Annotated in this window: 21 protein-coding genes; 20 read left to right on the top strand and 1 reads right to left on the bottom strand. The window is 65.1% G+C overall.

Annotated elements, in window-relative coordinates; genetic code table 11:
* Positions 1-38: 38 nt before the first annotated feature.
* From H567_RS0111090 to glyS, 3 genes are all read left to right on the top strand, one after another.
* The gene (locus H567_RS0111090; protein ID WP_028321456.1) at positions 39-1673 is read left to right on the top strand and encodes a class I adenylate-forming enzyme family protein; all 1635 of its coding nucleotides are present in this window, start codon (positions 39-41) and stop codon (positions 1671-1673) included.
* Between the two features lie 163 nt (positions 1674-1836).
* Positions 1837-2715: a glycine--tRNA ligase subunit alpha gene (gene glyQ / locus H567_RS0111085; RefSeq protein ID WP_028321455.1), complete on the top strand. Its 879-nt coding sequence runs from the start codon at positions 1837-1839 to the stop codon at positions 2713-2715.
* Positions 2716-2919: 204 nt separating this feature from the next.
* Positions 2920-4998 carry a glycine--tRNA ligase subunit beta gene (glyS, locus tag H567_RS0111080; protein ID WP_028321454.1) on the top strand — a complete coding sequence of 693 codons (2079 nt, stop codon included), beginning with the start codon at positions 2920-2922 and terminating at the stop codon, positions 4996-4998.
* A gap of 134 nt (positions 4999-5132) precedes the next feature.
* Here glyS and mltA read toward each other — a convergent pair whose 3' ends face one another.
* Positions 5133-6332, bottom strand: coding sequence for a murein transglycosylase A (gene mltA, locus H567_RS0111075; RefSeq protein WP_035254148.1), 1200 nt, complete (start codon positions 6330-6332; stop codon positions 5133-5135).
* 393 nt (positions 6333-6725) lie between these two features.
* On the opposite strand from mltA, the gene lpxC reads away from it, so the two are divergent.
* From lpxC to H567_RS0110985, 17 genes are all read left to right on the top strand, one after another.
* Positions 6726-7655 carry a UDP-3-O-acyl-N-acetylglucosamine deacetylase gene (lpxC, locus tag H567_RS0111070; RefSeq protein WP_028321452.1) on the top strand — a complete coding sequence of 310 codons (930 nt, stop codon included), beginning with the start codon at positions 6726-6728 and terminating at the stop codon, positions 7653-7655.
* 350 nt (positions 7656-8005) lie between these two features.
* Complete coding sequence (locus tag H567_RS0111065; protein ID WP_208598365.1) at positions 8006-8680, top strand: DUF4390 domain-containing protein; 675 nt, start codon at positions 8006-8008, stop codon at positions 8678-8680.
* 14 nt (positions 8681-8694) lie between these two features.
* On the top strand, positions 8695-10926 hold the full coding sequence (locus tag H567_RS0111060) for a sensor histidine kinase (RefSeq protein ID WP_028321450.1): 2232 nt from the start codon (positions 8695-8697) through the stop codon (positions 10924-10926).
* A gap of 9 nt (positions 10927-10935) precedes the next feature.
* On the top strand, positions 10936-12222 hold the full coding sequence (locus tag H567_RS24435; RefSeq protein WP_051184738.1) for a 3-deoxy-D-manno-octulosonic acid transferase: 1287 nt from the start codon (positions 10936-10938) through the stop codon (positions 12220-12222).
* Positions 12219-13343, top strand: coding sequence for a tetraacyldisaccharide 4'-kinase (gene lpxK / locus H567_RS24430; RefSeq protein WP_051184737.1), 1125 nt, complete (start codon positions 12219-12221; stop codon positions 13341-13343). The genes H567_RS24435 and lpxK overlap by 4 nt, the downstream gene beginning before the upstream one ends.
* Positions 13294-14397 (top strand): lysophospholipid acyltransferase family protein, encoded by a 1104-nt coding sequence (locus tag H567_RS27180; RefSeq protein ID WP_161626605.1) that lies wholly within the window; start codon positions 13294-13296, stop codon positions 14395-14397. Before lpxK ends, H567_RS27180 begins: the two co-directional genes overlap by 50 nt.
* Positions 14394-15494, top strand: a complete 1101-nt coding sequence (gene waaF / locus H567_RS0111040) for a lipopolysaccharide heptosyltransferase II (RefSeq protein WP_051184735.1) — start codon at positions 14394-14396, stop codon at positions 15492-15494. The genes H567_RS27180 and waaF overlap by 4 nt, the downstream gene beginning before the upstream one ends.
* Before the next feature lies 1 nt (position 15495).
* Positions 15496-16125 (top strand): D-glycero-alpha-D-manno-heptose-1,7-bisphosphate 7-phosphatase, encoded by a 630-nt coding sequence (locus H567_RS24420; RefSeq protein WP_051184734.1) that lies wholly within the window; start codon positions 15496-15498, stop codon positions 16123-16125.
* Positions 16122-17189: a glycosyltransferase family 9 protein gene (locus H567_RS0111030; protein WP_028321448.1), complete on the top strand. Its 1068-nt coding sequence runs from the start codon at positions 16122-16124 to the stop codon at positions 17187-17189. Before H567_RS24420 ends, H567_RS0111030 begins: the two co-directional genes overlap by 4 nt.
* 108 nt (positions 17190-17297) lie before the next feature.
* A complete protein-coding gene (locus tag H567_RS27870) occupies positions 17298-17474 on the top strand; it encodes a Trm112 family protein (RefSeq protein ID WP_084517165.1) in 177 nt (58 codons plus the stop codon).
* 549 nt (positions 17475-18023) lie between these two features.
* The gene (gene mqnE / locus H567_RS0111015; RefSeq protein ID WP_084517163.1) at positions 18024-19166 is read left to right on the top strand and encodes an aminofutalosine synthase MqnE; all 1143 of its coding nucleotides are present in this window, start codon (positions 18024-18026) and stop codon (positions 19164-19166) included.
* Positions 19163-20224, top strand: coding sequence for a cyclic dehypoxanthinyl futalosine synthase (gene mqnC, locus H567_RS24415; protein WP_035254122.1), 1062 nt, complete (start codon positions 19163-19165; stop codon positions 20222-20224). Before mqnE ends, mqnC begins: the two co-directional genes overlap by 4 nt.
* Positions 20221-21429, top strand: a complete 1209-nt coding sequence (locus H567_RS24410; RefSeq protein WP_051184733.1) for an amidohydrolase family protein — start codon at positions 20221-20223, stop codon at positions 21427-21429. The genes mqnC and H567_RS24410 overlap by 4 nt, the downstream gene beginning before the upstream one ends.
* Before the next feature lie 282 nt (positions 21430-21711).
* A complete protein-coding gene (locus H567_RS0111000) occupies positions 21712-23151 on the top strand; it encodes a menaquinone biosynthesis decarboxylase (protein WP_035254121.1) in 1440 nt (479 codons plus the stop codon).
* Positions 23148-23993 carry a UbiA-like polyprenyltransferase gene (locus H567_RS0110995; protein ID WP_035254120.1) on the top strand — a complete coding sequence of 282 codons (846 nt, stop codon included), beginning with the start codon at positions 23148-23150 and terminating at the stop codon, positions 23991-23993. The genes H567_RS0111000 and H567_RS0110995 overlap by 4 nt, the downstream gene beginning before the upstream one ends.
* A gap of 118 nt (positions 23994-24111) precedes the next feature.
* Positions 24112-24999, top strand: a complete 888-nt coding sequence (locus H567_RS0110990; RefSeq protein ID WP_028321443.1) for a DMT family transporter — start codon at positions 24112-24114, stop codon at positions 24997-24999.
* A gap of 77 nt (positions 25000-25076) precedes the next feature.
* Positions 25077-26162, top strand: coding sequence for a 4Fe-4S dicluster-binding protein (locus H567_RS0110985; RefSeq protein ID WP_028321442.1), 1086 nt, complete (start codon positions 25077-25079; stop codon positions 26160-26162).
* The last annotated feature ends 19 nt before the right edge of the window (positions 26163-26181 follow it).

The following is a 26181-nucleotide window of genomic DNA, read 5'->3' as shown; positions in this document are numbered from 1 at the left end:
CCGCCCTGCGGCGGTGGACGGAAGAGAAAGGTCGATCGATGCCCCAGACACCCGAACTGGTTTATTCCTCCTTCGACCGGGCGTGCGAACGCTGGCCGGAGCGCACGGCCGTCATCTACCTCGGTCAGCGGTTCAGCTACCGCCGCATGCGGGAGCTGATCGACCGGTTCGCGACGGCGCTGCACGCCCTCGGGGTGCGCCCGGGGGAGCGGATCATGATCTACCTGCCGAACCTGCCCCAGTTCCTGATCGCCTACTTCGGCGCGCAGGTGGTCGGCGCCGTGCCCGTCCCGGTCTCGCCCATCTACACGCCGCACGAGATCCGCTACCTCTTGAACGACACCGGGGCGAAGACCGTGGTCTGCCTCGACACCAATTACCGCTACGTCAAAGAGGTCTGGCCCGAGACGGCCCTGAAGCGCGTGATCGTGACCACCCACGACGAGATGCTGCCCGCCTACAAACGCCTCTTCGGGTGGATGTTCGACCTCGTCCCGCGCGGGACGACCGAAAAGGGCGAGAACCTGCACCGGTTCGGCGCGCTCCTCAGGCAATACCCGCCCAGCCCCCCCCAGGTCGAGGTGGACCCGATCGACCATCCCTGCTACATCCTTTACACCGGCGGCACCACGGGGTTTCCCAAGGGCTGCGTCATGAGCCATGCGGGCATGGTCTCGTTCGTGGAGGAGATCCGGGAGGTCGGCGAGGGCTTCATCCGGGACGAGGAAGAGGCCTTTGTCATGGTCAACCCGCTCTTCCACCAGCTCGCCCAGGGGGTCCTCCTCGGCATGGTGCTGAGCCGGGGGAACACCTGCATCCTGATGCCCATTCCGCAGGTGGACGCCATCCTGGACGCCATCGAGCGGCACAGGGCCACGCTTTTTCTAGGGGCCCCGACCCTCTACCGCATGATCCTCGAAAACGACCGGCTCGACCTGTTCGACCTGCACTCCCTCCGCTACTGCTGGAGCGGCGGCGACGTCCTGCCGCTCGAGACCTTCGAACGCTGGAAGAAGCTCCTGGAAATCCCGATCTACCAGGCCTACGGGGCCACCGAGGTGGGCTTCACCTGCATGAGCCCCCTCGACCGCGAGCCGGTGCCGGGCAGCATCGGGATGCCGCTGCCTTCGCGCGAGGTGATGATCGTGGACCACGAGACCCTCGAGCCGGTCGATGAGGGCGAGCCGGGGGAGCTTTTGGTGACCTTCCGCCACATCTCGGACGGCTACTGGCGCAAGCCCGATGAAACGGCCAAGGCGTATATCGACATCGAGGGCCGCCGGTGGTACCGCATGAACGACTTCGTGCGGCGCGACGAAACGGGGCTCCTCTACTACGTGGACCGCAGCGCCGACATCATCAAGTGCAAGGGCTACCGGGTTTCGGCCTCGGAGATCGAGTCCTGCCTCCTGGACCACGAGGCGGTGATCGAGGCCTGCGTGGTGGGCGTGCCGGACAAGAAGCTCGGCGAGCGCATCAAGGCGATCGTGGTGCTCAAGCAGGACGCGCGGGGCGTCAGCGGCGCGGATCTCACCCGCTGGTGCCGGGAGCGTCTGGCCGAGTACAAGATCCCCCAGTACATCGAATTCCGCGACATGCTCCCCAAATCCAAGGTCGGCAAGCTGCTGCGCCGCGACATCCGCGACGAGGAGCGCCGCAAGATGAAGAAGTGAAACGCCCGCCCCCGGAATCCCCGGCCGCTCCCTGCAGGTTCCAACACCTTGGACGCCGCGCTTGACAAGACCTCTAACCAGTGCTAATCGTATCCATTTCGATCGAAACTGCGCGGCCGGCCTGGATCGCCCGGCGGAGGCCGCATCGGAGGAGGCGCTGGACATGACATTTCAGGAACTCATTTTCGCCCTCGAGCGGTACTGGTCCGACAGGGGCTGCCTGATTCAGCAGCCCTACGACCTCGAGGTGGGGGCGGGGACCTTCAACCCGGCGACCCTGCTGCGCGTCCTCGGGCCGGAGCCCTGGGCGGTCGCCTACGTGGAGCCCTCGAGGCGCCCCACGGACGGGCGGTACGGGGAGAACCCCAACCGGCTCGGGCACTACTACCAGTATCAGGTCATCCTCAAGCCGTCCCCCCTGGAGGTTCAGGCGCTCTATCTCGGAAGCCTCGAGGCCCTGGGGATCGATCCCCTCGACCACGACATCCGCTTCGTAGAAGACGACTGGGAATCCCCGACGCTGGGGGCCTCGGGGCTCGGGTGGGAGGTCTGGCTCGACGGGATGGAGATCACGCAGTTTACCTATTTTCAGCAGGCCGGAAGCATACGCCTCGATCCCATTTCGGTCGAGATCACCTACGGGCTCGAGCGGATTGCCATGTACCTGCAGGAGAAGGAAAACGTCTACGATCTCGACTGGAACGGGCGGGTCTCTTATGGGGATGTCCATCGCAAGGGCGAGTGGGAGCTCTCGGTCTACAACTTCGAGCAAGCCGATGTGGAGATGATGCTGCAGCTCTTTTCGCTTTACGAGAGCGAGGCGAAGAGGACCGCCGCCAAGGGGCTCGTCCTCCCCTCCTATGACTACTGCCTCAAGTGTTCGCACACCTTCAACATCCTCGATGCGCGCGGTGCGATCAGCGTGACGGAGCGGACCCACTACATCGAGCGGATCCGCAACCTGGCGCGTCTGAGCGCGAAGACGTACCTGCAGCAGCGCGAGGAGATGGGGTTCCCGCTGCTGGCTAAGGCCGCCGCGTGAGCCTCGTCCGGTCCGGCATCCAGGACTGGCGGATGGCGGGCCGAGCCGGTATCCGTGCAAACAGGGGAGCGGAGAAGACCGGGTGGAGAAGATCGCTTGACCGCATCTTTCGAGAAGGGTTGGGAGAAGGATCGGAATCCGTTCTGGAAAGATGTTCAGGATGGGCGCTGCGAGCCTCCCCCGATCATCGATGAGGATGAAGATATGTCTTCAGAATTCATATTGGAAATTGGCACCGAGGAGATCCCGGCGGGCTATCTGGCCGACGGCCTCGAAAACCTGAGGAGGCTCTGGGAAGAGCTGCTGGCGAAGAACGAGATCGGTTTCGCCGAACGGCCCGCCGTTTATGGCACGCCTCGAAGGCTTGTCCTGCGGGCTGCGGGCGTCGAGCGGAAACAGCGCGACCGGGTGCAGGAGGTTACGGGCCCCCCCAGGCAGGTGGCCTACGACAAGGATGGCCGCCCGACCAAGGCGGCGCTCGGATTCGCCCAGAAGCAGGGGGTGGCGGTCGAGGCCCTCGGGACCATCTCGACGCCCAGGGGCGAGTACCTGCATGTGAAGCATGCCATCGCCGGAAGACCGGCGGCCGAGATCCTGGCCGAGAACCTGCCGGCGCTGATCGCGGCCGTTCCCTGGCCCAAGTCCATGCGCTGGGGGAGCGAGAACGTCCCGTTCGTGCGGCCGATCCACTGGATCGTGGCCCTTTTCGAAGGCGCCGTGGTCCCGTTCGAGCTGGCGGGGATCCGGAGCGGCAGCCGTTCCGCGGGGCACCGCTTCATGGCCCCGGAGCCTTTCGAGGTCGCCGGCTGGGAGCGCTATCTGAAGGACACCGCCGAGCGGTTCGTGGTCATCGACCCGGCGGAGCGCGAAGAGCGGGTGAGGGAGCAGGTGGAAGCGGCCGCGGCATCGGTGGGCGGCCGCCCGTCCGATGATCCGGAACTCGTCTCGATCAACGCCAATTTGGTCGAATACCCTTCGGCCGTGGCCGGGCACTTCGACGAGGCGTTTCTCGCCGTGCCCCCGGCCGTCCTCATCACCGCCATGCGCGAGCACCAGAAGTACTTCGCGGTCTATGACCAGGCCGGCAACCTGATGCCGCACTTCATCGCCGTCAACAACACCCGTGCGCGCGACGAACGGGTCGTGCGCCGGGGGCATGAGCGTGTGCTGCGGGCGCGCCTGTCGGATGCCCGCTTCTTCTTCGAGGAGGACCGTAAAAGGCCGCTCATCGAACGGCTGGAGGATTTGAAGGGCGTCATCTACCAGGCCGACCTCGGGACGTCCTACGCCAAGGTGCAGCGCTTCGGGCGCCTAGCCCGCTATCTGGCGGAGCGGGTCCTGCCGGAAAAGACCTCGTCTGTCGAGACCGCCGCGCGCCTGTGCAAGTGCGATCTCGTGAGCCACATGGTCGGGGAGTTCCCGACCCTGCAGGGCGTGATGGGCACGGAATACGCCCGGATCGAGGGGTATCCGGAAGAGGTGGCCGAGGCCCTGGGAGAACACTATCTCCCGAACCGCGCCGGGGGCGAGATGCCTCGCTCGAAGATCGGCGCGCTTGTGGGTGTGGCCGACCGGATGGACACCATCACGGGCTGCTTCGCCGTGGGGCTCGAACCGAGCGGGAGCGCCGACCCCTTCGCCCTGCGCCGGCACGCCCTGGCGATCATCCGGATCCTGGAGGAATTCGCATGGAACATCTCCCTGGACGACCTGATCGACCGGTCCCTGGAGTTTCTGGGAGAAGAGATCGCGTTTGACCGGGCTGCGGTCTTCGAAAAGGTGCAGGCCTTTTTCATGGAGCGCTGCCGCCAGATGATGCTCCGCTCCGGCTATGTCGCGGATCTCGTGGAGGCCGTCCTTTCGGTCGCCTTCGATCCCGTGACACGCATTCCGCGCAGGCTCGAACAGCTCCAGCGCTTTGTCGCGGAATCGGGGGATTTCGAGACGGCCGCAATGACGTTCAAGCGCGTCAGCAACATCCTCAAGAAGACGGAAGAGCGTTTCAAGGTGAATCCGGCGCTCTTCAAGGAGCCGAGCGAGGGCGCCCTCTGGGATGCGATCGAGGCGGTGCGGTCCGAGGTGATCCGCTGCGTCGAGCGGGAGGAGTACTACGCCGCGATGCAGCGGTTGAAGGAACTCCGCGCTCCGGTGGACCGCTTCTTCGACCAGGTGGAGGTCATGACGAAGGATGACCCCGCCCTGCGCGAAAACCGGATCGCGGTTCTGCAGGATCTCGAGAGCCTGTTCCTGCGGGTCGCGGATTTCTCGAAATTCGGCGTGTAGGGGGCGGTTCTTTCGAAACGGGTTTCTCCGGATGCGGCTTCGGAGATGCAGCCTGTTTAAAAGTGGACAGGCCCCTGGATCATCCCTGCCATTCAGGGCCGATAGGGAAAAAAACCCTGAACCAGCTGCATGGTTCAGGGTTTTTTAATGAGGACGTAGAGATCACCGGTGTGGCGGAGGTGCCCCGCGGCGAGCTCCGCATAGGGGCCGTTGCCCCAGAAGATGTCCGCGCGCCCCGGGCCCTTGATGGCGCCCCCGGTGTCCTGGATGACCATGAAACGGGAGAAGGGCTGCCATTCGAGGTCTGCCGCCTCCGATCCGGCCCTTGGCTTGCTGCAGGAGATGAAGGCGAGGGACCCTTTCGGGAAGAGGGCGGCGTCGGCGGCGAGCGATCTTTCAGGCGTCAGATGGACGCCGATGTTCCCATAGGGGCCGTCCTGGAGGGGGCGGAAAAAGATGTAGGAGGGGTTGGCGTCCAGGACCTCCTGGACCTTTTCGGGGTGCTCCTCGAGGTAGCTTCGGATGCGCTGCATGGACATCTCTTCGCGGGTCAGATAGCCCTTTTCGATCATGTAGCCCCCGATGGCCCGGTAAGGGCGCCCGTTGGCCTCAGCGTATCCGACGGGGAGTTCTCGCCCGTCCGTCAGCCGCAGGCGGCCGGACCCCTGAATCTGCAGGAAGGCGACGTCCACCGGATCCTTCAGCCAGGCGATTTCGAGGCCCTTCCCGTCGAGCGGTTTTTCGGATTCGATCTCAGCCCGGCTGTAGTAGGGGAGAACCCGCCCGCCCTCGATCCGGGCGACGATGCTCTCGCCTTTGAACTTGGGATGGAAGGCCTCGAGACGGATGCGCAGGAGGTCCTTCGGCCTCCGGTAGATCGGATGGGCAAAGACGTCGTCCGGCCGGGTGCTGGCCGGATAGAGCGGCTCGAAGTAGCCGGTGAAAAGGACCTCTCCCGAAGGCGTCCTCCCGCTGGCCTTGAAGACCAGAAAATGGCGTTTGACCGCCGCCGCCAGGGCATCGGGGCTCGTTTCTTCACGCAGAAGGGCCAGGAACAGGGCGTGGCTTTCCCGCACCTGCCGGGCGGTGAACCTCCGTTCGCCGTAGTCGAACGGGGCTTCGTCCGGCAGGCGGTCGAGATAGGCGAAGGTCCGCTCGACGGCCTGGATGAGGGAGGCCCGGTCCAGGTCGTCCGAAAAGGACGGGAGATGGGATTGCACGAGTTGGAGGGCCGGTTCGGGCTTCTCGACCCGTTTCTCCACGGCCGGGCGGCACGCGAGGAACGCGGAGGCGAAGAGCGCGGCAGTCAGCCAAAGGCAGCGGCTTAGAGGCATAAGGCAAAGATCCTCCCGTCCGGATGAAGACACGACGGTGGATGAAGGTGGATGGATTTGGACGCACACCCCCGCAGGGCGAGGGGTGGCGCCTGGTTTCAAAACCGGTATTTTAGGCAATCCCGCGGCAGAGTTCAAGCACCGGCAGTTGTTGTTTTTTTGTTAGGGGCTGTGTTTTTTTTGCTACAGTTTCGGATGCTGGGTGCGCATCCATTTGTTGTTCGCGAAAAAGTTTGGCCTGATAAAAGTATTGGATGTCCATAAGTTAGACAGGATGATCGTTGTTTTTGCGGCTTTGCGGGCGGGAGGGCATGGTCCTTGCAATCCAAGGCGGCGAGCAGGGAAAACCCTGATTCCTATTCCGGTTGTTGCACCGATATCGAGGAGAAACGCGTGGATTACAGACAGCGCACATTGAAGGAGCCGGTCGACTGTACGGGCATCGGACTCCATTCTGGCGAAAAAGTTCATATGGTCCTTCGTCCCGCTGCGCCGAACAGCGGGCTCTGTTTTGTGCGGAGCGATCTTGCGGGCCGTCCCAGGGTGCCCGCCGGCTTCGAGCATGTATTGGACACGACCCTGGCTACGACCGTCGGCATCGACGGATGCCGGATCGGCACCATCGAACACCTGATGGCAGCCTTTTTCGGTTTAGGCATCGACAATGCCGTGGTGGAACTCGATGGGCCCGAGGTCCCGATCATGGACGGCAGCGCGGCCCCATTCGTTTTTTTGATCAAGAGCGCCGGCATCCGGGAGCAGAGCGCCCCGAAGCGTTTTTTGCTCATCAGACGGCCGTTCAAGGTCGATGACGGCAATCGCTCGATCGCCATCTATCCTTCGAAGGAGCTCAAGATCACCTGCATGATCGATTTTCAGCACCCGATGCTGCGCAACCAGACCCACGAACTGACCTTTTCCGGGCGGGATTTTGTGCGGGATATCAGCCGGGCGCGTACCTTCGGTTTTCTGAAGGACGTCGAAACGCTGAAAAAGCACGGGCTCGCCAAGGGCGGCTCTCTGGACAATGTCGTCGTGGTCGACGAGTTCAGGATCCTCAACGAGGACGGCCTTCGCTACAAGGACGAATTCGTGCGTCACAAACTGCTCGATTTCTTAGGGGATCTTTCCATCGTCGGGTCTCCGGTCATCGGCCACTTCGTGGTCAAGAAGTCCGGGCACTACCTGAACCAGTTCATGCTGCGCAAATTGATGGGCTCCGAACGCCACTGGCGATGGGTCACCTTCGAATCGCCGGAAGCGTGCCGGGAGAACCGGGTTAGGATCCCGGCCTTCGGTCGCCTGGAACCCCTGGCCGCCTGAGGATAATCGGTCTCATCTTCGGATTGGAAACTGGGTCCTACCGGGAAATCATTTCCGGATGGATACGATCTCATGTTCGCATAGGTCCTTGGTCTTTGTCCCCTGCCCCGCACGGAGCGGGATCATTTTCTTCTGATTCCGCTCCTCCTCCCGGGGAAACGGCGTAGAAGCGATCGCGTCGGTTTGTGATGGCTTTGCGCTTGCTTTTGCCCCGCTAATCAACTAAAATCACGCTTTTAGGCCTTTGAGACCTCTTTTCGGAAGCGGGTGAATGGAGGTCGCCGCCCTTTTTGCCAAACAATGGTGAATCTTCATTCATTGGATCCGGGCATGGTTCCGTGGAGAGAAACGTGCCAGCAGCCCTGGTGGAGCGGACGGGAAGCCGGCGGAGGGCACGTTGCGGTTCGGCGCGGCAATCGGGGCAGGCCAAGGACTCGGGAGGTTTGGTTGACGCGGATATGATCAAACGATGCATCTATTTTGCCGTGGCCGTTTGCCTGTTCCTGAGCGGCGCAGAAGGACGGGTCCGGGCGGAAGAGGCCGCGCTCAGCGATATCGTGATCACGACCACGCAGGACGATCTGCTGGCCTATTTTACGGTGGTCGACTGTTTTACGGAAGACATGGAGCGGGCGATCCACAACGGGATCCCGACGACGTTCACCTTTTTCGTGAAGCTGCTGAAGGTTCGATCGTCCTGGTGGGACAAGAAGATCGCGGATTTGAAGGTAAGCCACGAGATCACCTACGACAGCCTCAAAAAGGTATACATCCTGCGCTTTTCGGAAGACGACCGGAAGGAACTGATCGTGAAGGATTTTGAAGAGGCCAAGACGCTGATGTCCGAGATCGTCGGTCTCAAGGTGACCTCCCTCGACCGCCTCGAGAAGGATGCTTATTACCGGGTCCGCATGATGGCCGAACTCGACACGATCAAGTTGCCTTTATACTTTCATTACGTCCTTTTTTTCCTCTCCCTCTGGGATTTCGAAACGGACTGGTACTCCGTGGATTTTAGGTACTGACCGCCACCCCAGCCATGAATACCTACCGGGAAGCTCGGCAACAGGATCTGAAGCGAAGACGTCGAGAGCGCTATCTCATTGTCGGCCTCTTCGTATTGATTTCGGGCCTCGTCTACTACGGGACACGCTTTCTGGACATGGGTCCGGACATTTCGCTGTCCAACAGCATCCTGATCTTCGCCCTCATCAACATCAACGTCATCCTCCTGCTCCTTCTGGTCTTCCTGACGCTCAGAAATCTGGTGAAGCTCCTGTTCGAGCGCCGCAAGCGGATCATGGGGGCCAAGCTGCGGAGCAAGCTCGTCCTGGCGTTCGTGACCCTGTCCCTTCTCCCGACGATCATCCTCTTCTTCGTTTCGGTGCAGTTCATCTCCTCCTCGATCGAGTACTGGTTCAACGTCCAGATCGAGCAGTCGCTCAAGAACGCCCTGGAGGTCGGCCAGGAGTATTACAGCCGGACGGCGGAGGAGGTCCTCCAGCTCGGCAACGGCCTGAGCCGGGTCATCACCTATGAAGGTTTTCTGCAGCCGGAGAAGGGGGGTCAGCTCGAGAAGCTGGTTGCGGACAAGCAGAAGGAGTACGGCCTGGCCTCGATCAGGGTCTACACCGAGACGCTGCTGCCGAAGAGCGCCTCGACGGATCAGCGGCTCGATCTGAGCGGCTTCGAAGGGCCGGGGGCGGAGAGCCTGCGCCGAAGCCTCGATCTCGGCACCGACTCCCAGGACATCGAGAGCTCCTCCCACGGCGACCTTGTCAGCGGGATCATCCCGATCTTTTCCGGGGCCGAGACCAGGGCCGTCGTCGGTCTGATCGTCCTCGGAAAATTCGTCCCGGCCACGTTCGTCAACCGTCTGAAGGCGATCAGCAGCGGCCTCCAGGAGTACCGTCAATTGAAGATGCTCAAAAAGCCGATCAAGATCAGCCATATGATCACGTTGTCGATCGTGACGCTCCTGATCATCTTCTCCTCGGTCTGGTTCGGGTTCTATCTATCGAAGGAGATCACGATCCCCATCCAGGAACTGGCGGAGGGAACCAACCGCATCGCCTCCGGGGACTACAGTTTTTTCATCGACCTGGAGTCGACCGACGAGATCGGGGTGCTCGTCAACTCCTTCAACCGGATGACCCTCGACCTGAAGAACAGCAAGGAGAAGCTCGAAGAGGCCAACCGGGAACTGGTCAAGAGCAACATCGAACTCGAACAGCGGCGTCAATACATGGAGTTCGTGTTGGCCAACGTCGCGGCCGGGGTGGTGTCGGCCGATGCGAACGGGAAGATCCTGACCATCAACAAGTCCGCGGAAAAGATGCTGAACATCGAGGCGGAGCATATCATCGGCAAGCGCTACAAGGAGGTGCTGGATCAGGATTACATCAACATCGTGGACGGCTTCCTGGGCGACAGGCGTCTTTTTGCAAAGGGATTTCTGAAAAAGCAGATCCGCCTCTCCGCCGGAGGCAGCCGGCTGACTCTGCTGGTCTCCCTCAATGTCCTGCGGGACGACCAGGGGCGGTATCTCGGTCTGGTGGCGGTGTTCGAGGACCTGAGCGAAATCGAAAAGGCCCAGCGGATGGCGGCATGGCGCGAGGTGGCGCGCCGCATCGCGCACGAGGTGAAGAACCCCCTCACCCCCATCCAGCTCTCCGCGCAGCGGCTTAAGAAGCGCTACGGGGAGAAGCTCTCCGGAGAGGACTACCGGATATTCAACGAGTGCACGGGGATGATCGTCCGCCAGGTGGAGGAGCTGAAGGGGCTCGTCAACGAGTTTTCCAACTTCGCCCGGATGCCGGCCGCAAACCGTGCTCCGTCCGACCTGCGCGGGATTGTCGAGGAGTCCCTGAGCCTGTACCGCGAGGCCCACCGCGAGGTGGTGTTCCGCTTCGAGGATGCGCCCGAGTTTCCTGTGTTCCCTCTGGATCGGGAGCAGATGAAGCGGGTCCTCATCAACCTCCTCGACAATGCCATCGAGGCCGTGGAGGGGGACGGCGAGATCACGGTGCGGCTCGCCTTCGATGCGGTGCAGCAGGTGGTGCGGATCGAGGTGGCCGACAACGGCAAGGGGGTTTCGCCCGATCATCGGAGCAAGCTCTTCGAGCCCTACTTTTCCACCAAGAAGCACGGCACCGGGCTTGGATTGGCGATCGTCAACACCATCGTCAACGACCACGACGGGTTCATCCGGGTCGAGAAGAACGTGCCCAGGGGCACGCGCTTCATCATCGAGCTGCCGGTGCGGGCCTGAGGGGGCGTCATGCGGACCTTCGACCTTTTTTACAACCTCTGCTGGACCCCGGCCGCTGCGGCCATGCTCCCGTTCAGCCGGATGGACGGCAAGGCGAAGGGACTCCGCCGCCTGATCTGGCAGGAGGATGAAAGGCCGCCGCGCCCCGGCGGCATCTGGCTCCACGCCCTGTCGGTCGGCGAGGCGATGTCCGCCGTCCCCCTGGCCCGGGAGCTGCGGCGCGTCTTCCCGGACCGGCCGCTCGTCATGAGCGCCAGCACGGAGAAGGGATTGGCGCTGGCCCGGGCGGAGATGGCCGGGGTCGCCGACCGGGTGCTCGGCATGCCGTTCGATTTCTGGCGGCCGGTCCGGCGCATGATGGATTTTATCCGTCCTTCGGTCTTCGTGCTGGTCGAAACGGACATCTGGCCGGGCATCCTCGGGCTCCTGAAGGACCGCGGCATCCCGGCGCTGCTCGTGAACGGCCGCGTGAGCCCGCGGACCGCGCGGGGCTACCGGCGCGCCGCCCCCCTGCTGCGCCCAATCTTCGACTGCTTCCGGCTCTGCCTGATGCAGACGGCGCGCGACCGCCAGAGACTCCTCGCGCCGCGTCTCATCGATCCCGAGCGCTGCGAGGCCGTCGGAAACATCAAGTTCGACCGGGAGTGGCCGCCCATGGAGGCGGAGGAGCGGCTCGCATGGCTGCGGCGGCTGAGCCTCTCAGGGGAGGAGACGCTGTGGGTGGCGGGCAGCACCCATCCAGGGGAGGAGGCGGTCCTGATGGATGTCTACCGGAAGCTTCGCAGCCGCTTCCCAAGCCTGCGCCTCGTGATCGCGCCCCGTGATATCAGCCGCGCGGATGAACTGGCGGCGATGGCTCGTCAGAGGGGCCTTCAGGCGTGCTTGAGAAGCGCTCCGGATGCCTTCGCCGGGCAAGGCGCGGGGATCATTCTGCTCGATACCGTCGGTGAACTCGGCCGGGTCTACGGGTTGGCCGCCGTCGCCTTCGTGGGGGGCAGTCTCGTGCCTGTGGGCGGGCACAACCTGCTGGAACCGGCGGCGTTCGCCTGTCCGGTGTTGTTCGGCCCGCACACCCACAACTTCGAGGACATGGCCGATGCCTTGAGCGAAGAGGGCGGCGGGGTGTGTATCCGGGACCGGGCCTCCCTCCATGAGGCCGTCTCGGCGATCCTCTCGGACGAAGGCCGGCGCCGGCAGGCGGGCTCCGCTGCGCGCGCTTTCGTGATGGCCAACCGGGGGGCCCTCGACCGGGTGATCGACCGGATCGGGCGGTGCGTCGCGGAGGCCGTCCGATGAAAGGCCTGCGGATCGACTGGTCGCGGGTTCATGCCCGCAGGGACTGGACGGCCGCCACGCCTTGTCTGGCCCTTGGAGCCGCCGTCTACGGCCCGATGGCATGTATCCACCGGCTGGCCTATGAGCGGGGCGTCCTGAAGGCGCGCCGGCTCCCGGGGTTCGTCCTCAGCGTGGGCAATCTCACGGCGGGGGGGACCGGAAAGACGCCGGCCGTGGCCTGCCTGGCGCAGTGGACGCGAAGCCGGGGCTTCAGCGCGGCGGTTCTTTCCAGAGGGTACAAGCGCTCGGCCGGAAACGGTCCGCTCGTGGTATCGGATGGAACAGCGCTCCTGGCAGGCCCCTGGTCGGCCGGGGATGAGCCCTGCCTCCTGGCTCGGCGCCTCGAGGGGGTCCCGGTGATCGTCGGGGCGGACCGGTGGCAGGCCGGGATGCTGGCGCACCGGCAATTCGGCGCAGAAATTTTCATCCTGGATGACGGATTTCAACACCATCGGCTGGCGCGGGATGTCGATCTGGTCCTTTTGGATGGACGGGAGCCTTTCGGAAACGGCCATCTGCTCCCGTGGGGGCCGCTGAGGGAGCCGCAGCGGGTGCTCCGGCGGGCCGACGCCCTGATCCTGACCGGCTGCGGGCGGGCGTCCGGGCGTGAGGAGGCCGCCCTTCGGGCCCTCGAACGGGGTTTTCCCGGCAAGCCGGTATTCAAGGCCTCGCATAGGCCGGAAGAGTGCATGTTTCCGTACGAAGGCCGGCCTGTGCCCCTCGACCGGCTGCGCGGGGTGCCGGCGCTCGGCTTTGCCGGGATCGCTGCGCCGGAGAGATTCTGGGAGACCCTGCTCTCGCTCGGTGTCGATATCGTGGATTTCCGCGTCTTTCCAGATCATCATCGCTACACGGCCGGGGATATCCTGTCGCTTCGCCGGGCGGGAGAGGCCGTTGGCGCGCGTTATCTGTTGACGACGGAAAAGGACTGGGTGAAGATCGAGGCGCTGGAACTGGATTCCCGGAAGATCGGATTCCTGAGGATCCGTTTCGAACCTGTGCCGGGTGAAGAAAGGAGTCTATTCGAGGTCATTGAAGAAGCGATCCGGAAGAGAAAAACCATCGACGCGATGGATTTATAGGGGACTCTCGGGCCTGGTCCGTCTGCTGGCACGCATCCCGTTCCCGGTGAGCCAGAAGCTCGGGCGCAGGATGGGAGGCCTGTTCGCGTGCATCCCCCTGAAGCGCCCGCGTGTGGCCGTCGAGAACCTGCTCGCATCGTTCGGGCCCGCGCTGTCACGCCCGGAGGCCGAGCGTCTGTACCGCCGGCTGATGGGGCACTTCGGCGCCATGCTCTTCGAACTGCCGCACATCTTCACGATGACGGAGCGGAGCCTTTCGCGCTATGTGACCTTCGACCACCCGGAACGGATGGAGCAGGCCCTGGCCAAGGGAAAGGGCTGCTTCATCCTGACGGCCCATTTCGGGAACTGGGAGCTCATGAGCGCGGCGGCGTGCCTCCGCTACGCCCCGAATGCTGCCGTGGTCGCCCGGCCGATGGATTTTCCGCCTGTCGAACGGCTGTTCACCGATCTCCGCACCCGCTTCGGTACGGAGGTGATCCCCAAGGACCACGGGATGCGCCGGATCATGCGGGTCCTGCGGGAGAACCGTCCGATCGGCATCCTGCTCGACCAGAACGTCGACTGGTACGCCGGGGTCTTCGTGCCGTTCATGGGGCGGCCGGCCTGCACGAACAAGGGGCTGGCGCTGATGGCCCTCAAGACCGGCGCCCCGGTGGTCCCCATCTATGCCCTGCGGGAGGCGGACGGCCGCTACCGGGTGGTCTTCGAGGAGGAGGTCCGTCTATGCGTAACGGGGGACAAAACCCGGGATGTAGAGGAGAACACGCGTATATTTACGGAGATCATCGAATCATGGGTGCGCCGGCACCCCGAGCAGTGGTTCTGGTTCCACCGGCGCTGGAAGACGCGCCCTTTCTGCCCCCTGCCCGGGGCGGCCTTTCCTCCGGCGGGAGGCGCTCCGTCCGATACATTTGCGGCGGCGCCCGGCGGGTGTTCAGGAAAGGGTCCACCCGGCGGGGCGGCGGCATGCGCCTCTACGGTTGATGCAGCGACGGTTTGCACGGATGGAGCGAACGTTCCGACCCTGTCCCCGATCGGGGGGCCGGCATGATCGAAGGGCTGAAGCGTGAGGTGCCCGCGCCCGCGATGCGGGGGGGCGGCCCGATCGACCGCCGGTCCGTTCACCGCGTCCTGGTCCGGGCGACCAACTGGGTGGGCGACATGGTGATGTGCCTGCCGGCCCTGGAGGCCCTGAGGGAAAATTTCCCGTCGGCCCGGATCACGGTCCTGGCCCTTCCGTGGGTCTCCGCCCTCTTGCAGGGGCACCCCGCGGTGGATGATCTGCTCGTGCTCCGGAAAAGCGGGGCGTTCGCAGCGGATGCCGCCGCCCGCATCCGGTGCGCCGGCGCGGTCCGCAAAGGCGGATTCGACTTGGCGGTTCTCTTCCAGAACGCCTTCGAGGCGGCGCTCCTGGCGTTCCTCGGAGGCGTTCCCCGGAGGCTCGGGTACAACACGGATGGGAGGGGCCCCCTGCTGAGCCACCGCGTGGTCCGCGAGCCGGCGGTCCTCGAGGTCCACCAGGTGGAGTACTACCTCGCGATCCTGAAGGCGGCCGGGTTGGCGGCGGAAAGCCGCGAACCGCGTCTTTTTCTCGCAGATGCCGATGCGGAGGCCGCCGCAGGCTGGTTCGAGCGGGAGGGGATCGGGGCCGATGCGCCCGTGGTGGGATTGAGCCCGGGAGCCATGTACGGTTCGGCCAAGCGTTGGCCGGCCGAGCGGTTCGCCGCGGTGGGGGACCTGGCCGCCCGGCTCTGGGGGGCGAAGGTCCTCATCTTCGGCAGCGGCAGGGAAAGCGCGATCTGCGAGCAGGTGGCCGCCGCGATGCAGCGACCCTCCATCGATCTGTGCGGGCGGACCTCCCTCGGCGCGGCGGTGGGCCTGATCGGGCGCTGCAACGCCTTCATGACCAACGACTCGGGCCTGATGCACATCGCGGCGGCCCTCGGTGTGCCGACCCTGGCGGTCTTCGGGTCTACCGACCCTCAGGCGACGGGCCCCCGGGGTGCACGGACGGCCATGGTGCGTCACCCGGTCGAATGCGCACCCTGCCTCGAGCCCGATTGCCCGAAGGGTCATCACGGCTGCATGCTTTCGATCGAGCCGGCCGAGGTCTGGCGGGCGCTCGAGACCCTGACCGGGAGGGCGTGAGATGCCGAAGCCGGCTGTTTTTCTGGACCGCGACGGGACGATCAACGAGCAGATGGGCTACATCAACCACCCGAGCCGCCTCGTGCTGCTGCCCGGGGCGGGAAAGGCCATCCGCCGATTGAACCGCAGCGGGCATCTGGTGATCGTTGTCTCGAACCAGTCGGGCGTCGCCCGCGGGTATTTTCCTTACGAGCTCGTGGAGGAGGTGCACGAGCGCATGCGGGGCCTGCTCGCCCTGGACGGGGCGCTTCTGGACGGCGTCTTTTTCTGCCCCCATCACCCCGGGGGGTCGGTTGCGCCCTTCGCGCAGGTGTGCGGCTGCCGCAAACCCCGGACCGGCTTGATCGACGAGGCCGTAGGGCGCCTCGACATCGACCTTGAGAGGTCCGTTGTCGTCGGGGACCGCATGGACGACATCGAACTCGCGCACCGGGCGGGTGTTCCAGGCATCCTCGTCCGGACGGGCTACGGCCTGGGCGAGGAGCGCTATATCCTGCCTCGTCATCCCCTTCGGCCTGCCGTGGTGGTCGATGACTTGACCCAGGCGGTGGACTGGATCCTCGGGGAGGGGAGCCTCGCCGCCCCGGCCGCCGCCGTTGAGGCGCCACCGGCGGGCAAGGAGGTCTTGTGAAGGCCCCGGAGCGGATCCTGATCGTGAAGCTCAGCGCCATCGGCGACGTGGTGCACAGCCTCCCCTTCCTGGAGGTGGTGAAGCGGACATGGCCGCAGGCCAGAATCGACTGGGTCGTCGAGGAGGCGGCGGCTCCCATCGTCCTCGGGCATCCGGCGCTCGACCGGGTGTGGGTCTCCCGCCGGAAGGCCTGGCAGCGCGCCCTGACGAAGGGGCCCGGCCGGGCCGCGGCCGTCCGTGAAGCGGCCGCCTTTGCCGGGGCCCTGCGGAGGGAGCGCTATGACCTCGTGGTGGATCTTCAGGGGCTCTTCAAGAGCGGGGTTGTCACGGGGTTGGCACGCGGGCGGCGGAAGGTCGGAATGAGCGGCACGCGGGAGGGCTCTGCCTTCTTCCTGACCGAGGCCCCCGTTCCTGTCGATTACGAGATCCACGCCATTTTGCGCTATCTCGAGGTGGGCAGGGCGCTCGGATGCGACACCTCCGTGTGGGATGGTGTGATCCCGGTCGGTGAAAAGGATCGGGAGGAGGTCGAGCGCCTTTTCGAGGAACACCGCTGGGGCCTGCGGCCCCTGGTCGCCCTCAACCCGATGGCCAAGTGGGCGACCAAGCTCTGGGAGCCCGAGCGGTTCGGGGCCCTGGCCGACCGGATCGGATCGGAGCTGCAGGCGGACATCGCGTTTACGGGCGGGCCCGAGGACCGGGGCGTCATCGAGGCCATCGTGGGCGGCATGTCCCATCCGGCCGCGAACCTCGCCGGCCGCACCGGCCTGAAGACTTTGGCATGGCTTTATCGGCGCGCCGCGCTGCTCATCTGCACCGACACGGGCCCCATGCACATGGCGGCGTCCATGGGCTGCCCGGTCGTGGCGCTCTTCGGGCCGACCGCCCCATGGCGCACCGGGCCTTACGGCCTTCTGCACCGCGTCGTCAGGACCGGGATTGCCTGCAGCCCCTGCTTCCGGAAACGCTGTGAGGAGAGGACGTGCATGCGGGGGATTACGGTTGAGAGCGTCTTTGCAGCGGCGGCCGAGGCGCTGCAAGTGCGACAGGAAATTCCTGCCTGAAGCTTGGAATCCTTGCAAGCCGGTCGCGGTTGGGTGTATTTTCGGCAATGAGGCGCGGAGCACGGGGTGCCGCGAGGGTGCCTATTTTCTGCAGAGGAGAGCGATCGTATGGCCGTGAGCAAGGAATTGCTGGATATCCTGGCCTGCCCGAAATGCCGGGGCGAGCTGCATTTGAATGAACAGGGCGACGGATTGATCTGCGAGGCCTGCCGGCTGCTTTATGAGATCCGGGACGATATCCCGATCATGCTGATCGATGAGGCCACGCCGCTCGACAGGCCTTAGTTGCCGACCTGCCGGACGGGGCCAAGCCGCTCGGTGCACATCGGTTTCTTCGGGGGATCTGTGTTATCTCTCAGCGAGGGAACCCGGTGCAACCGATCGCCGTCTCGATCTGAGCTCATTTCCATCCGGAAATGGTCTTTTTGGCCAATCTCGGCGTCAATCTGCACGTTTGCTTGTGCGGCGACCTGCAGGTCGCCTCCGCGCAAGCGCTTGATTTCCTTGTTATGGCCAAAAATCCTCATTTCCGGGTTGGAAACGGGGTTCTACCAGGAAATCACTTCCGGGCGAAAACTGCTTGATTTCCTTGATATTGGTTAAACCGGGACTGACCACAAAGCGGTGGGACCGGGCATCCGCAGGGTGTGAAGAAAAATCCTCATTTCCGGATTGGAAACGGGGTTCTAACGGGAAATCAGTTCCGGATGGGTGCGAGCCAAAGGGCATAGGAGGAAGTTCGAAGGCGCGCTGATATTCGATGTACCAATTGGGCTCGGGACCGTTTCTCCGAAGCGATCGAGGTCGGGAAGGGGACCGGGCAGGTGAGATGACATGACTGAAAGCTTCGAGGAAAATGAGGTGCAGGCGCCGGGGCGGACCGCCTGGGAGGCCCCCGTCGATCCGGCGCTGACATCGATCGGCGACAAGCTCGCGCGGGGCGGGCGGCTGGATTTCGAGGACGGGCTGGCCTGCCTCGAGACCCACGATCTCATAGGCCTGGGGCGCCTAGCCTTGAACGTCCGCACGCGCCTGTACGGGGACGAGGCCTATTACGTCGCCAACCAGCACCTGAACTACACCAACATCTGCATCAACCACTGCCGCTTCTGCGCGTTCCACCGGGCCCCCGGCGATCCTGAGGGGTACCTCATGACCCCGGAGGAGGCCGCCGGGCGCATTACGGCGACGGATGCGAACGATGTGCGCGAGGTCCACGTGGTCGGCGGGTGCAACCCGGAGCCCGATCTGGCCTACTATGTGGCGCTGCTGGAGGCCCTCGGCCGGGCCCGGCCGGGCCTGAAGCTCAAGGCCTTCACGGCGGTCGAGATCGCGCACATCGCCTCGCGCGCGGGTTGTACGACCCGCGAGGTGCTCGAGCGGCTCCGCGGGGCGGGCCTCTCCGCCATGCCCGGCGGCGGGGCGGAGGTCTTTTCCGAGCGGATCCACCAGGCGCTCTTCCCCCGGAAGATCGGAGCCGATGAGTGGCTCGCCGTTCATGGCGAGGCGCATGCGCTCGGGCTTCGCACCAACGCGACCCTGCTCTTCGGCCACATCGAGACGCATGCGGAGCGCGTGGAGCACCTCCTCAGGCTGCGGAGGCAGCAGGACCTGAGCGGCGGCTTCCAGTGCTTCATCCTCCTGCCGTTCCACCCGGCCAACACCCCCATGGCGCATCTGCCCGGACCGAGCGGGGTGGACATCCTGAAGACGATGGCCTTGAGCCGCCTGATGCTGGACAACATCCCCCACCTCAAGGCCTACTGGATCATGCTGGGGCTGAAGTTCACGCAGGTGGCGCTGCACTTCGGCGCCGACGATCTCGAGGGCACCATCGTCCAGGAGCGGATCGCCCATCAGGCCGGGGCGGCGACCGCCCAGGGGCTGACGCGCGCCCAGGTGGAGGCGATGATCACCGCCGCCGGCTTCCGGCCGGTCGAGCGGAACACCTTTCACGAAAGGGTCGAAGCGGCATGAGGCTCGGCGGGATTGCGGAAAAGGCTCTGGCCGGGGAGCGCATCTCCTTCCGGGAGGCACGGGCCCTCGACCGGGAGGCGGACCTGCTCACGCTGGGCCGCCTGGCGCATGCCCGGCGGCTGAGCCTGCACCCGGAAGGGGTCGTCACCTACGCCGTCGACCGCAATATCAACTACACCAACATCTGCGTCTCGGGCTGCCGCTTCTGCGCCTTCTACCGCTCCGAAGGCCACCCGGAGGCCTACGTCCTCGACCGGGAGACCCTGGCGCAAAAGCTCGAAGAGACCCGGGCTCTCGGCGGCACGCACATCTTGTTTCAGGGCGGCCTCAACGCGTCCCTCGATCTGGCCTGGCACGAGGACACGGTCCGGTTCATCCGCTCCTTCGGTCTGCAGGTGCACGGCTACTCCCCGCCGGAGATCGTCTTCTTCGCCCGGCAGGCCGGTGCGACGATCCGGGAGGTGATCGAACGTCTGGTGGGGGCGGGGCTCGGCTCCATCCCCGGGGGCGGCGCCGAGATCCTCACGGACCGGGTGCGGCGGCGGATCTCCCCCGGGAAGGCCGACAGCCGCGAGTGGCTCGAGGTCATGGAGACGGCTCACACGCTTGGGTTGAAGACCTCGGCCACCATGATGTTCGGCCATGTCGAATCCCTCGATGACCGGCTTGCCCATTTGATCCGCCTTCGGCGCCTGCAGGACCGGACGGGCGGGTTTACGGCCTTCATCCCGTGGCCTTATCAGCCCGGGGCGGCCACCCTGCCGGCCGAGACCCGCGGCGGCGTGAGCTACCTGCGCCTGCTCGCCCTTTCCCGCATCGTGCTCGACAACTTCCCGCACGTGCAGGCCTCCTGGGTTACCCAGGGCGCCCACGTGGGGCAGGCGGCGCTGCACTTCGGGGCGGACGACCTCGGTTCGACCATGATCGAGGAGAACGTGGTGGCTGCCGCCGGTGTACGCAACCGCATGGGGGAGGCCGACATGGTCCGCCTGATCGAGGAGGCCGGCTTCGCGGCTCGGCAGCGGGGACCGGTTTACGGACAGGTCGTGCGCCCATGAAGGCGGGTTGGCATCGGGCCGGCTGGGTCATGGTGGACCCGGCAACCGTCCTGCCGAACGCCGGGGTCCTGGTCGCGGACGGGCGCATCCAGGCGGTGGAGCGCTGCCGGCCGGGTGCGGCGGCGGTGGATCACGGGCCGGGTGTGATCATGCCGGGGCTCGTGAACGCGCACACCCATCTCGGCCTTTCCGCCCTCAAGGGGCGTGTCCCGTCGACCGGAGGGTTTCAGCACTGGGTGGAGGCCCTCATGGCCCTGAGGGCATCCCTGCCGGAGGAGGCGCTCGGCGCTGCGGCATGCAGCGCGGCGGCAGACATGCACGCGGACGGTGCGGCGCTTGTGGCCGAGGTGGGCGCGCTTGCGCCCGGGGCCGAGGCTATCCGCCGGGCGGGTTTGCGCGGCCTGCTCTTTTTGGAGGGCCTGGGCGCGGGGAGCGCGGTCGAGCCGCTGCCCGAGGATGAACGGGGCCTCTTTTACAGCTGGGCCGGGCACGCGCCCCACACGACGAGCCCTGAGAAGCTTCGCGCCCTCAAATGCGCCGCCGCGTCCCGGGGCCGGCCTTTCGGACTGCATCTGGCCGAATCGGAGGAAGAGACGGCCTTTCTCGCGTCCGGGCGGGGGCCGTGGGCGGATTTGATGGCGCGCCGCGGCCACGATCTCGCGGCCTGGGGCCCATGGGGGGAGAGGCCTGTCGCACGGGCGCTCCGCCTCGGGCTTCTCGACGTCGGCACACTGGCGGTCCATCTGCTGACGGCAAGCCGGGAAGAGATCCAGACCCTGGCGGGGACTGGGTGCCGTGTCTGCCTCTGCCCGCGCTCCAACAGCGTTCTCCATGGAAGGCTCCCCGATGTCGAGGCCATGCTGGAGAGCGGAATCCGCCCGGCGCTCGGGACCGACTCGCTCGCGAGCACCCCGACGCTCGATCTGTTCGACGAGATGCGCTTCATGGTCCACTCTTTTCCGGAGATCGACCCCCGGGAGATCGTCGCCATGGCGACCCTGAACGGGGCCGAGGCCCTGGGGGTGGGCGGCCTCGGCCATTGCCGCCCGGGGGCGCTCGGCCGGCTGCTTTACGTCGAACTGGAGGCGCGTACCCCCCGGGAGGTCCTGGAGCGCCTCGCTGCCGGCAGGGGGAGGGGTGTGTCCTGGTGCCTCGAGAAGACCGACATCAGGATGGACCGCGGCGAGGAAGGCGGCGGCCTCTGAAACGCGAGCCGGCACCCCCCGGATGTCCTGGTCATCGTCAGAGGGCGGCAGACGGGCGGCAGGTGCCTCGGCAGGGCCGATAGCCGGGCTGGGCAACGCCGGGGCAGATGACGGAGCTCGTTCCGGTCAACGAGGGAGAGCGGAAGGGGCGCTTCCCGGCGCCTGGAGGCGACTGGAGCCGTACTGGATCCCCCCGGGGAAGGACGGTGGCGCACTGCGCGCGGGCCCGCCCGTCCCGGTCGTCATCGGGGAACCGTTTGCGCGGTTAGGAGGAGGACCGTCGTGTTTGAAACCTTGCAGAAGGCGATAGAGGCGTTCGAGGCGCAGGGCGAACTCGTCCGCGTCAAGGAGCCCCTGAGCCCGCACCTCGAGATCAGCGAGGTCACCGACCGGGTGGTGAAAAAGAGAGGCCCGGCGCTTCTCTTCGAGCGCCCGGCCGGACACGGGTACCCGGTGCTCACGAATCTGTTCGGTTCCTTAAAGCGGGTGCAGGCGATCTTCGACATCCGCTCGCTCGACGACCTCGGGCGGCGCTTTGAGACGCTTCTGAACGTGCGTCCGCCCACCGGCTGGATCGACAAGCTCAAACTGCTGCCGAGGATGAAGGAACTAGGGGATATTTTCCCGAAAACCGTCAAGGACGCCCCCTGCCAGGAAGTGGTGGAGACCGAAAAATGCGATCTCGGGGCGCTGCCGGTCCTGACCTGCTGGCCCGAAGACGGCGGCCCGTTCATCACGCTGCCCGTAGTGGTCACGCGCGATCCGGCCAGCGGCCGGCGGAACGTAGGGATGTACCGCATGCAGGTCTTCGACGCGAAGAGCACCGGAATGCACTGGCATCTGCACAAGGGCGGCGCGGCGCACTACCTTCAGGCGGCGCGGGGGTCGGCTCCCATGCCGGTCGCAGTGGCCCTCGGGCCCGATCCCATCACGACCTATTCCGCCACCGCCCCTCTGCCGGACGGGATCGACGAGTTCATGCTGGCCGGTTTTCTACGCCGCAAACCGGTGAAACTCGTGCGGTGCGTGACCTGCGACCTGGAGGTCCCGGCCGAGAGTCAGTTCGTGATCGAGGGGTTTGTCCGCCCGGGCGAGACACGCCGAGAAGGCCCCTTTGGGGATCACACCGGCTTCTACTCCCCGGCCGATGACTACCCCGTCTTTCACGTCACGGCGATCACCCGGCGCTCCAACCCCATCTATACGGCCACCGTCGTGGGCCGCCCGCCCATGGAAGATGGCCTCCTCGGCAAGGTGACCGAGCGGCTTTTCCTGCCGTTGATCCGGCAGCAGATGCCCGAGATCGTCGACATGAACCTGCCCGTCGAGGGGGTGTTCCACAATCTCTGCTTCGTCGCCATCGACAAACGCTATCCGGGGCACGCCCAGAAGGTCATGCACGCCCTCTGGGGCCTCGGGCAGATGATGTTCACCAAGATGATCTTCGTTTTCGACGCGGAGGTCGATGTGCAGAACGTCGGCGAGGTCCTCTTCCGCCTCGGGGGGAATGTGGATCCGGGGCGGGACCTCACGGTCGTTCGCGGGCCCGTCGACGCCCTCGACCACGCCGCGCCGCTCCCGAACCTCGGCACTAAGATGGGGGTCGACTGCACCCGGAAGTGGTCCGGGGAAGGCTACGAGCGTGAATGGCCGGAGTTGATCCGGATGTCCGACAGCGTCCGGACGAAGATCGACCAACTCTGGAACCGGTTGAAGCTATGAAGATCAGAGACCTCCTGAGCCTCGTCAAGATCGAGCACACCCTCTTCGCGCTGCCCCTGGCGCTGATCGGCACCCTGATGGCGGCCCGCGGCCTGCCCCCGTTCGGGGTCTTCTTCTGGGTCGCCCTGGCCTTTACGGCCGCGCGGACCGTAGCGATGGCCTTCAACCGGATCGTCGACCGGCGCCTGGACGCCCGGAACCCGCGGACCGCGGACCGGGACATCCCGGTCGGAAAGATCTCGCTTCAAAGGGCGGCGGCTCTGACCATCGTTGCGGCGGCGGTCTTCTTCCTGTCGGCCTGGGCCTTGAATCCGCTTTGCCTTGCGCTCTCGCCGTTCGCGCTCGGGCTGCTCGCCGGCTACTCCTATACCAAGCGGTTCACCGTTCTGTCCCATTATATCCTCGGGCTCTGCCTGGGGCTCGCCCCTGTCGCCGGGTGGATCGCGGTCACGGGGAGTTTCGGCTGGGCGCCCGCGGTCCTGGGGGCCGGCGTGGTGTTCTGGGTGGGGGGTTTCGATATCCTTTACGCCTGCCAGGATGTGGCCTTCGACCGCCGGACGGGCCTTTTTTCGATCCCGGCGCGGTTCGGCGAGGCCCGGGCGATGCAGATCGCACGCCTGAGCCATGCGGCCGCCTATCTTTTCTTCGTGCTGAGCGGGCTTGTGGCCTCCCTCGGGTGGTGCTTTTTCGCCCTCAGCCTGGTCACGGCCGCCCTTCTCTACTGGGAGCACCGGCTGGTTGCGCCCGACAACCTGACCCGGCTCGAACTCGCGTTCTTCCGGGTGAATTCCATGGTGAGCCTGAGCCTTCTTCTGGCGGTGATCGGCGGTCTGTGGTGTTGACCAGCATCGGGCGATCCCCATCAGTCGTGATTTTTGAGGCGTAAGAGTTTCTGTTGCTCTGGAGCGGAATAACCCGCGAAGCGGGCTTCAGGGCATCAACCAGGAGGGAATCATGCGGATGTATCAGAGTGAGCTACGATGGCAGCCGGTCGTCCTGCTGCTGGTCCTGTCCCTCGTCTGGGGTGCCAACATGGCCTTCATCAAGATCGCCGCCCTGGAGATGCCGACCCTCCTGCAGGCGGCCATCCGCTCGCTCGTGGCGGCCGCCTGCCTCTTCGTCTGGATGAAGGCCAAGCGGATGGCGGTCTTTCCCTCCCGCGCCGTCTTCCTGCACGGGCTGGTGCTCGGCCTCCTCTTCGGCGGGGAATTCGGGTTCATCTACTCGGCGCTCGATTATACTCTCGCTTCCCGTGTCTACGTGCTGCTCTATACGGCCCCGTTTTTCGCGTCCCTCCAGGCTCATTTTTTCCTGGAGGGGGACCGCCTGAACATCTGGCGGATCGCCGGGCTGACCCTGGCCTTCGTCGGGGTGGCTTCCTTGTTCATGGAGGACCTGGGGGCCTTCACGCTTCTGGCCTTGCGAGGAGACCTCTTTGCCCTCGGCGCCGCCTTTCTGTGGGCCTCCACGACCGTTTACCTCAAACGTTTCCTGGCCCACCAGACCGCACCCCTGCAGACCCTTTTCTATCAGCTGTTCTTCTCCATCCCGCTCCTCTTCATCATGAGCGCGGTCTTCGAGGAGCCCGTCCTGACCGCGCTGTCGTTCAATACCTGGTTTTCGCTCTTCTTTCAGAGCATCATCGTGGCCTTTCTGAGCTATCTCGTCTGGTTCGAGCTGATCCACCGCTACCCGGTCAGCCTCCTGCATGCCTTTTCGTTTTTTACGCCGGTCTTCGGGGTGTTCCTGAGCGGGACCCTGATGCTGGGGGAGTCGGTCGGGCTGAGCGTCATTGTGGCCCTGTGCCTGGTGAGCGTCGGGATGATCCTCGTCAACCGGCGCGGGTAGATTGGCCTCCAAAGTCTGAGGCCCAAACCATCTGCAGGCGGGGCGCGCAACGCCGCCGCTCGAAAAGGGGTACACACATGAGTGATGCGGTTTACCGGAAGCTGGCGGCGATCCTCGACACCTTGCCGAACGGGTTCCCTTCCACGGAGAGCGGGGTTGAGCTTAAAATCCTCGAGAAGATCTTCCGGCCGGAGGATGCCGCCTTTTTCGGGCATCTGAGGCTCAGCTTCGAGACGCCCGGACAGATCGCGCAGCGGGCGGGGAGACCGCTCGAGGAGGTGGAGGCCCAACTGAAGGAGATGTGGCGGCGCGGCCAGATCTTCGGCGTGGCCTTTAAGGGGCTGAAGCTCTACAAGATGGTCCCTTGGGCCTTCGGGATCTATGAACTGCAGCTTCCGCACATGGACCGGGAACTGGCCGAGCTGAACGAGGTCTATATGCCGGTCTATGGCCGGCAGTTCTTGAGCGGGGGGCCGCCGTTGATGCAGGTGATTCCCATCGAAAGGGATATCCCGGCGGAGCAGCAGGCCTTGACCTACGAGAAGGTGTCTTCCATCATCGAGAAGGGACAGTCGTTTCTGTTGAACGAGTGCATCTGCAAAAAGGAGCAGGGCCTCCTGGGCCGTCGCTGCGCGAAGCCGCTCGAGGTCTGCCTGGCCATAGCGCCGGTGCCGGGCGTGTTCGATGGCTCGAAGATCGGAAAGATCCTCACCCGGGAGGAGGCGTACGGGGTTCTCGAACAGGCCGAGCAGGCGGGGCTCGTCCACCTCACCTGGAACATCGAAGACGGCCACTTCTTCATCTGCAACTGCTGCGGCTGCTGCTGCGGGATCCTGCGGGGGATCAACGACCTCGGGATCCCGGCGGGGCTGGTGGTCAATTCGTCTTATTTCGCGTCCATCGATCCGGATGCATGCGTGGGCTGCGGGATCTGTAAAGAGGAGCGCTGCCAGGTCGGGGCGATCGAAGAGGACGAGGGCGGGTACCGGGTCGTCAAAGAGCGCTGCATCGGCTGCGGGTTGTGCGTCGGCACCTGCCCGGCCGGGGCGGTGCAACTCGTCCGGAAGGCGCCGGAAGAGGTGGTGCGGCCGCCCAAAGACGAGCACGCCTGGTTCGAGGAGCGGGGGCGCCGCCGAGGCGTGGATTACAGCGCCTACCGCTAGCCCGAGGCACTATCGCCCT

Source organism: Desulfatiglans anilini DSM 4660, assembly GCF_000422285.1.
GTDB lineage: Bacteria > Desulfobacterota > DSM-4660 > Desulfatiglandales > Desulfatiglandaceae > Desulfatiglans > Desulfatiglans anilini.
Note: the sequence above shows the minus strand (reverse complement) of the source record. Positions and strands in the feature narration are given on the sequence as shown.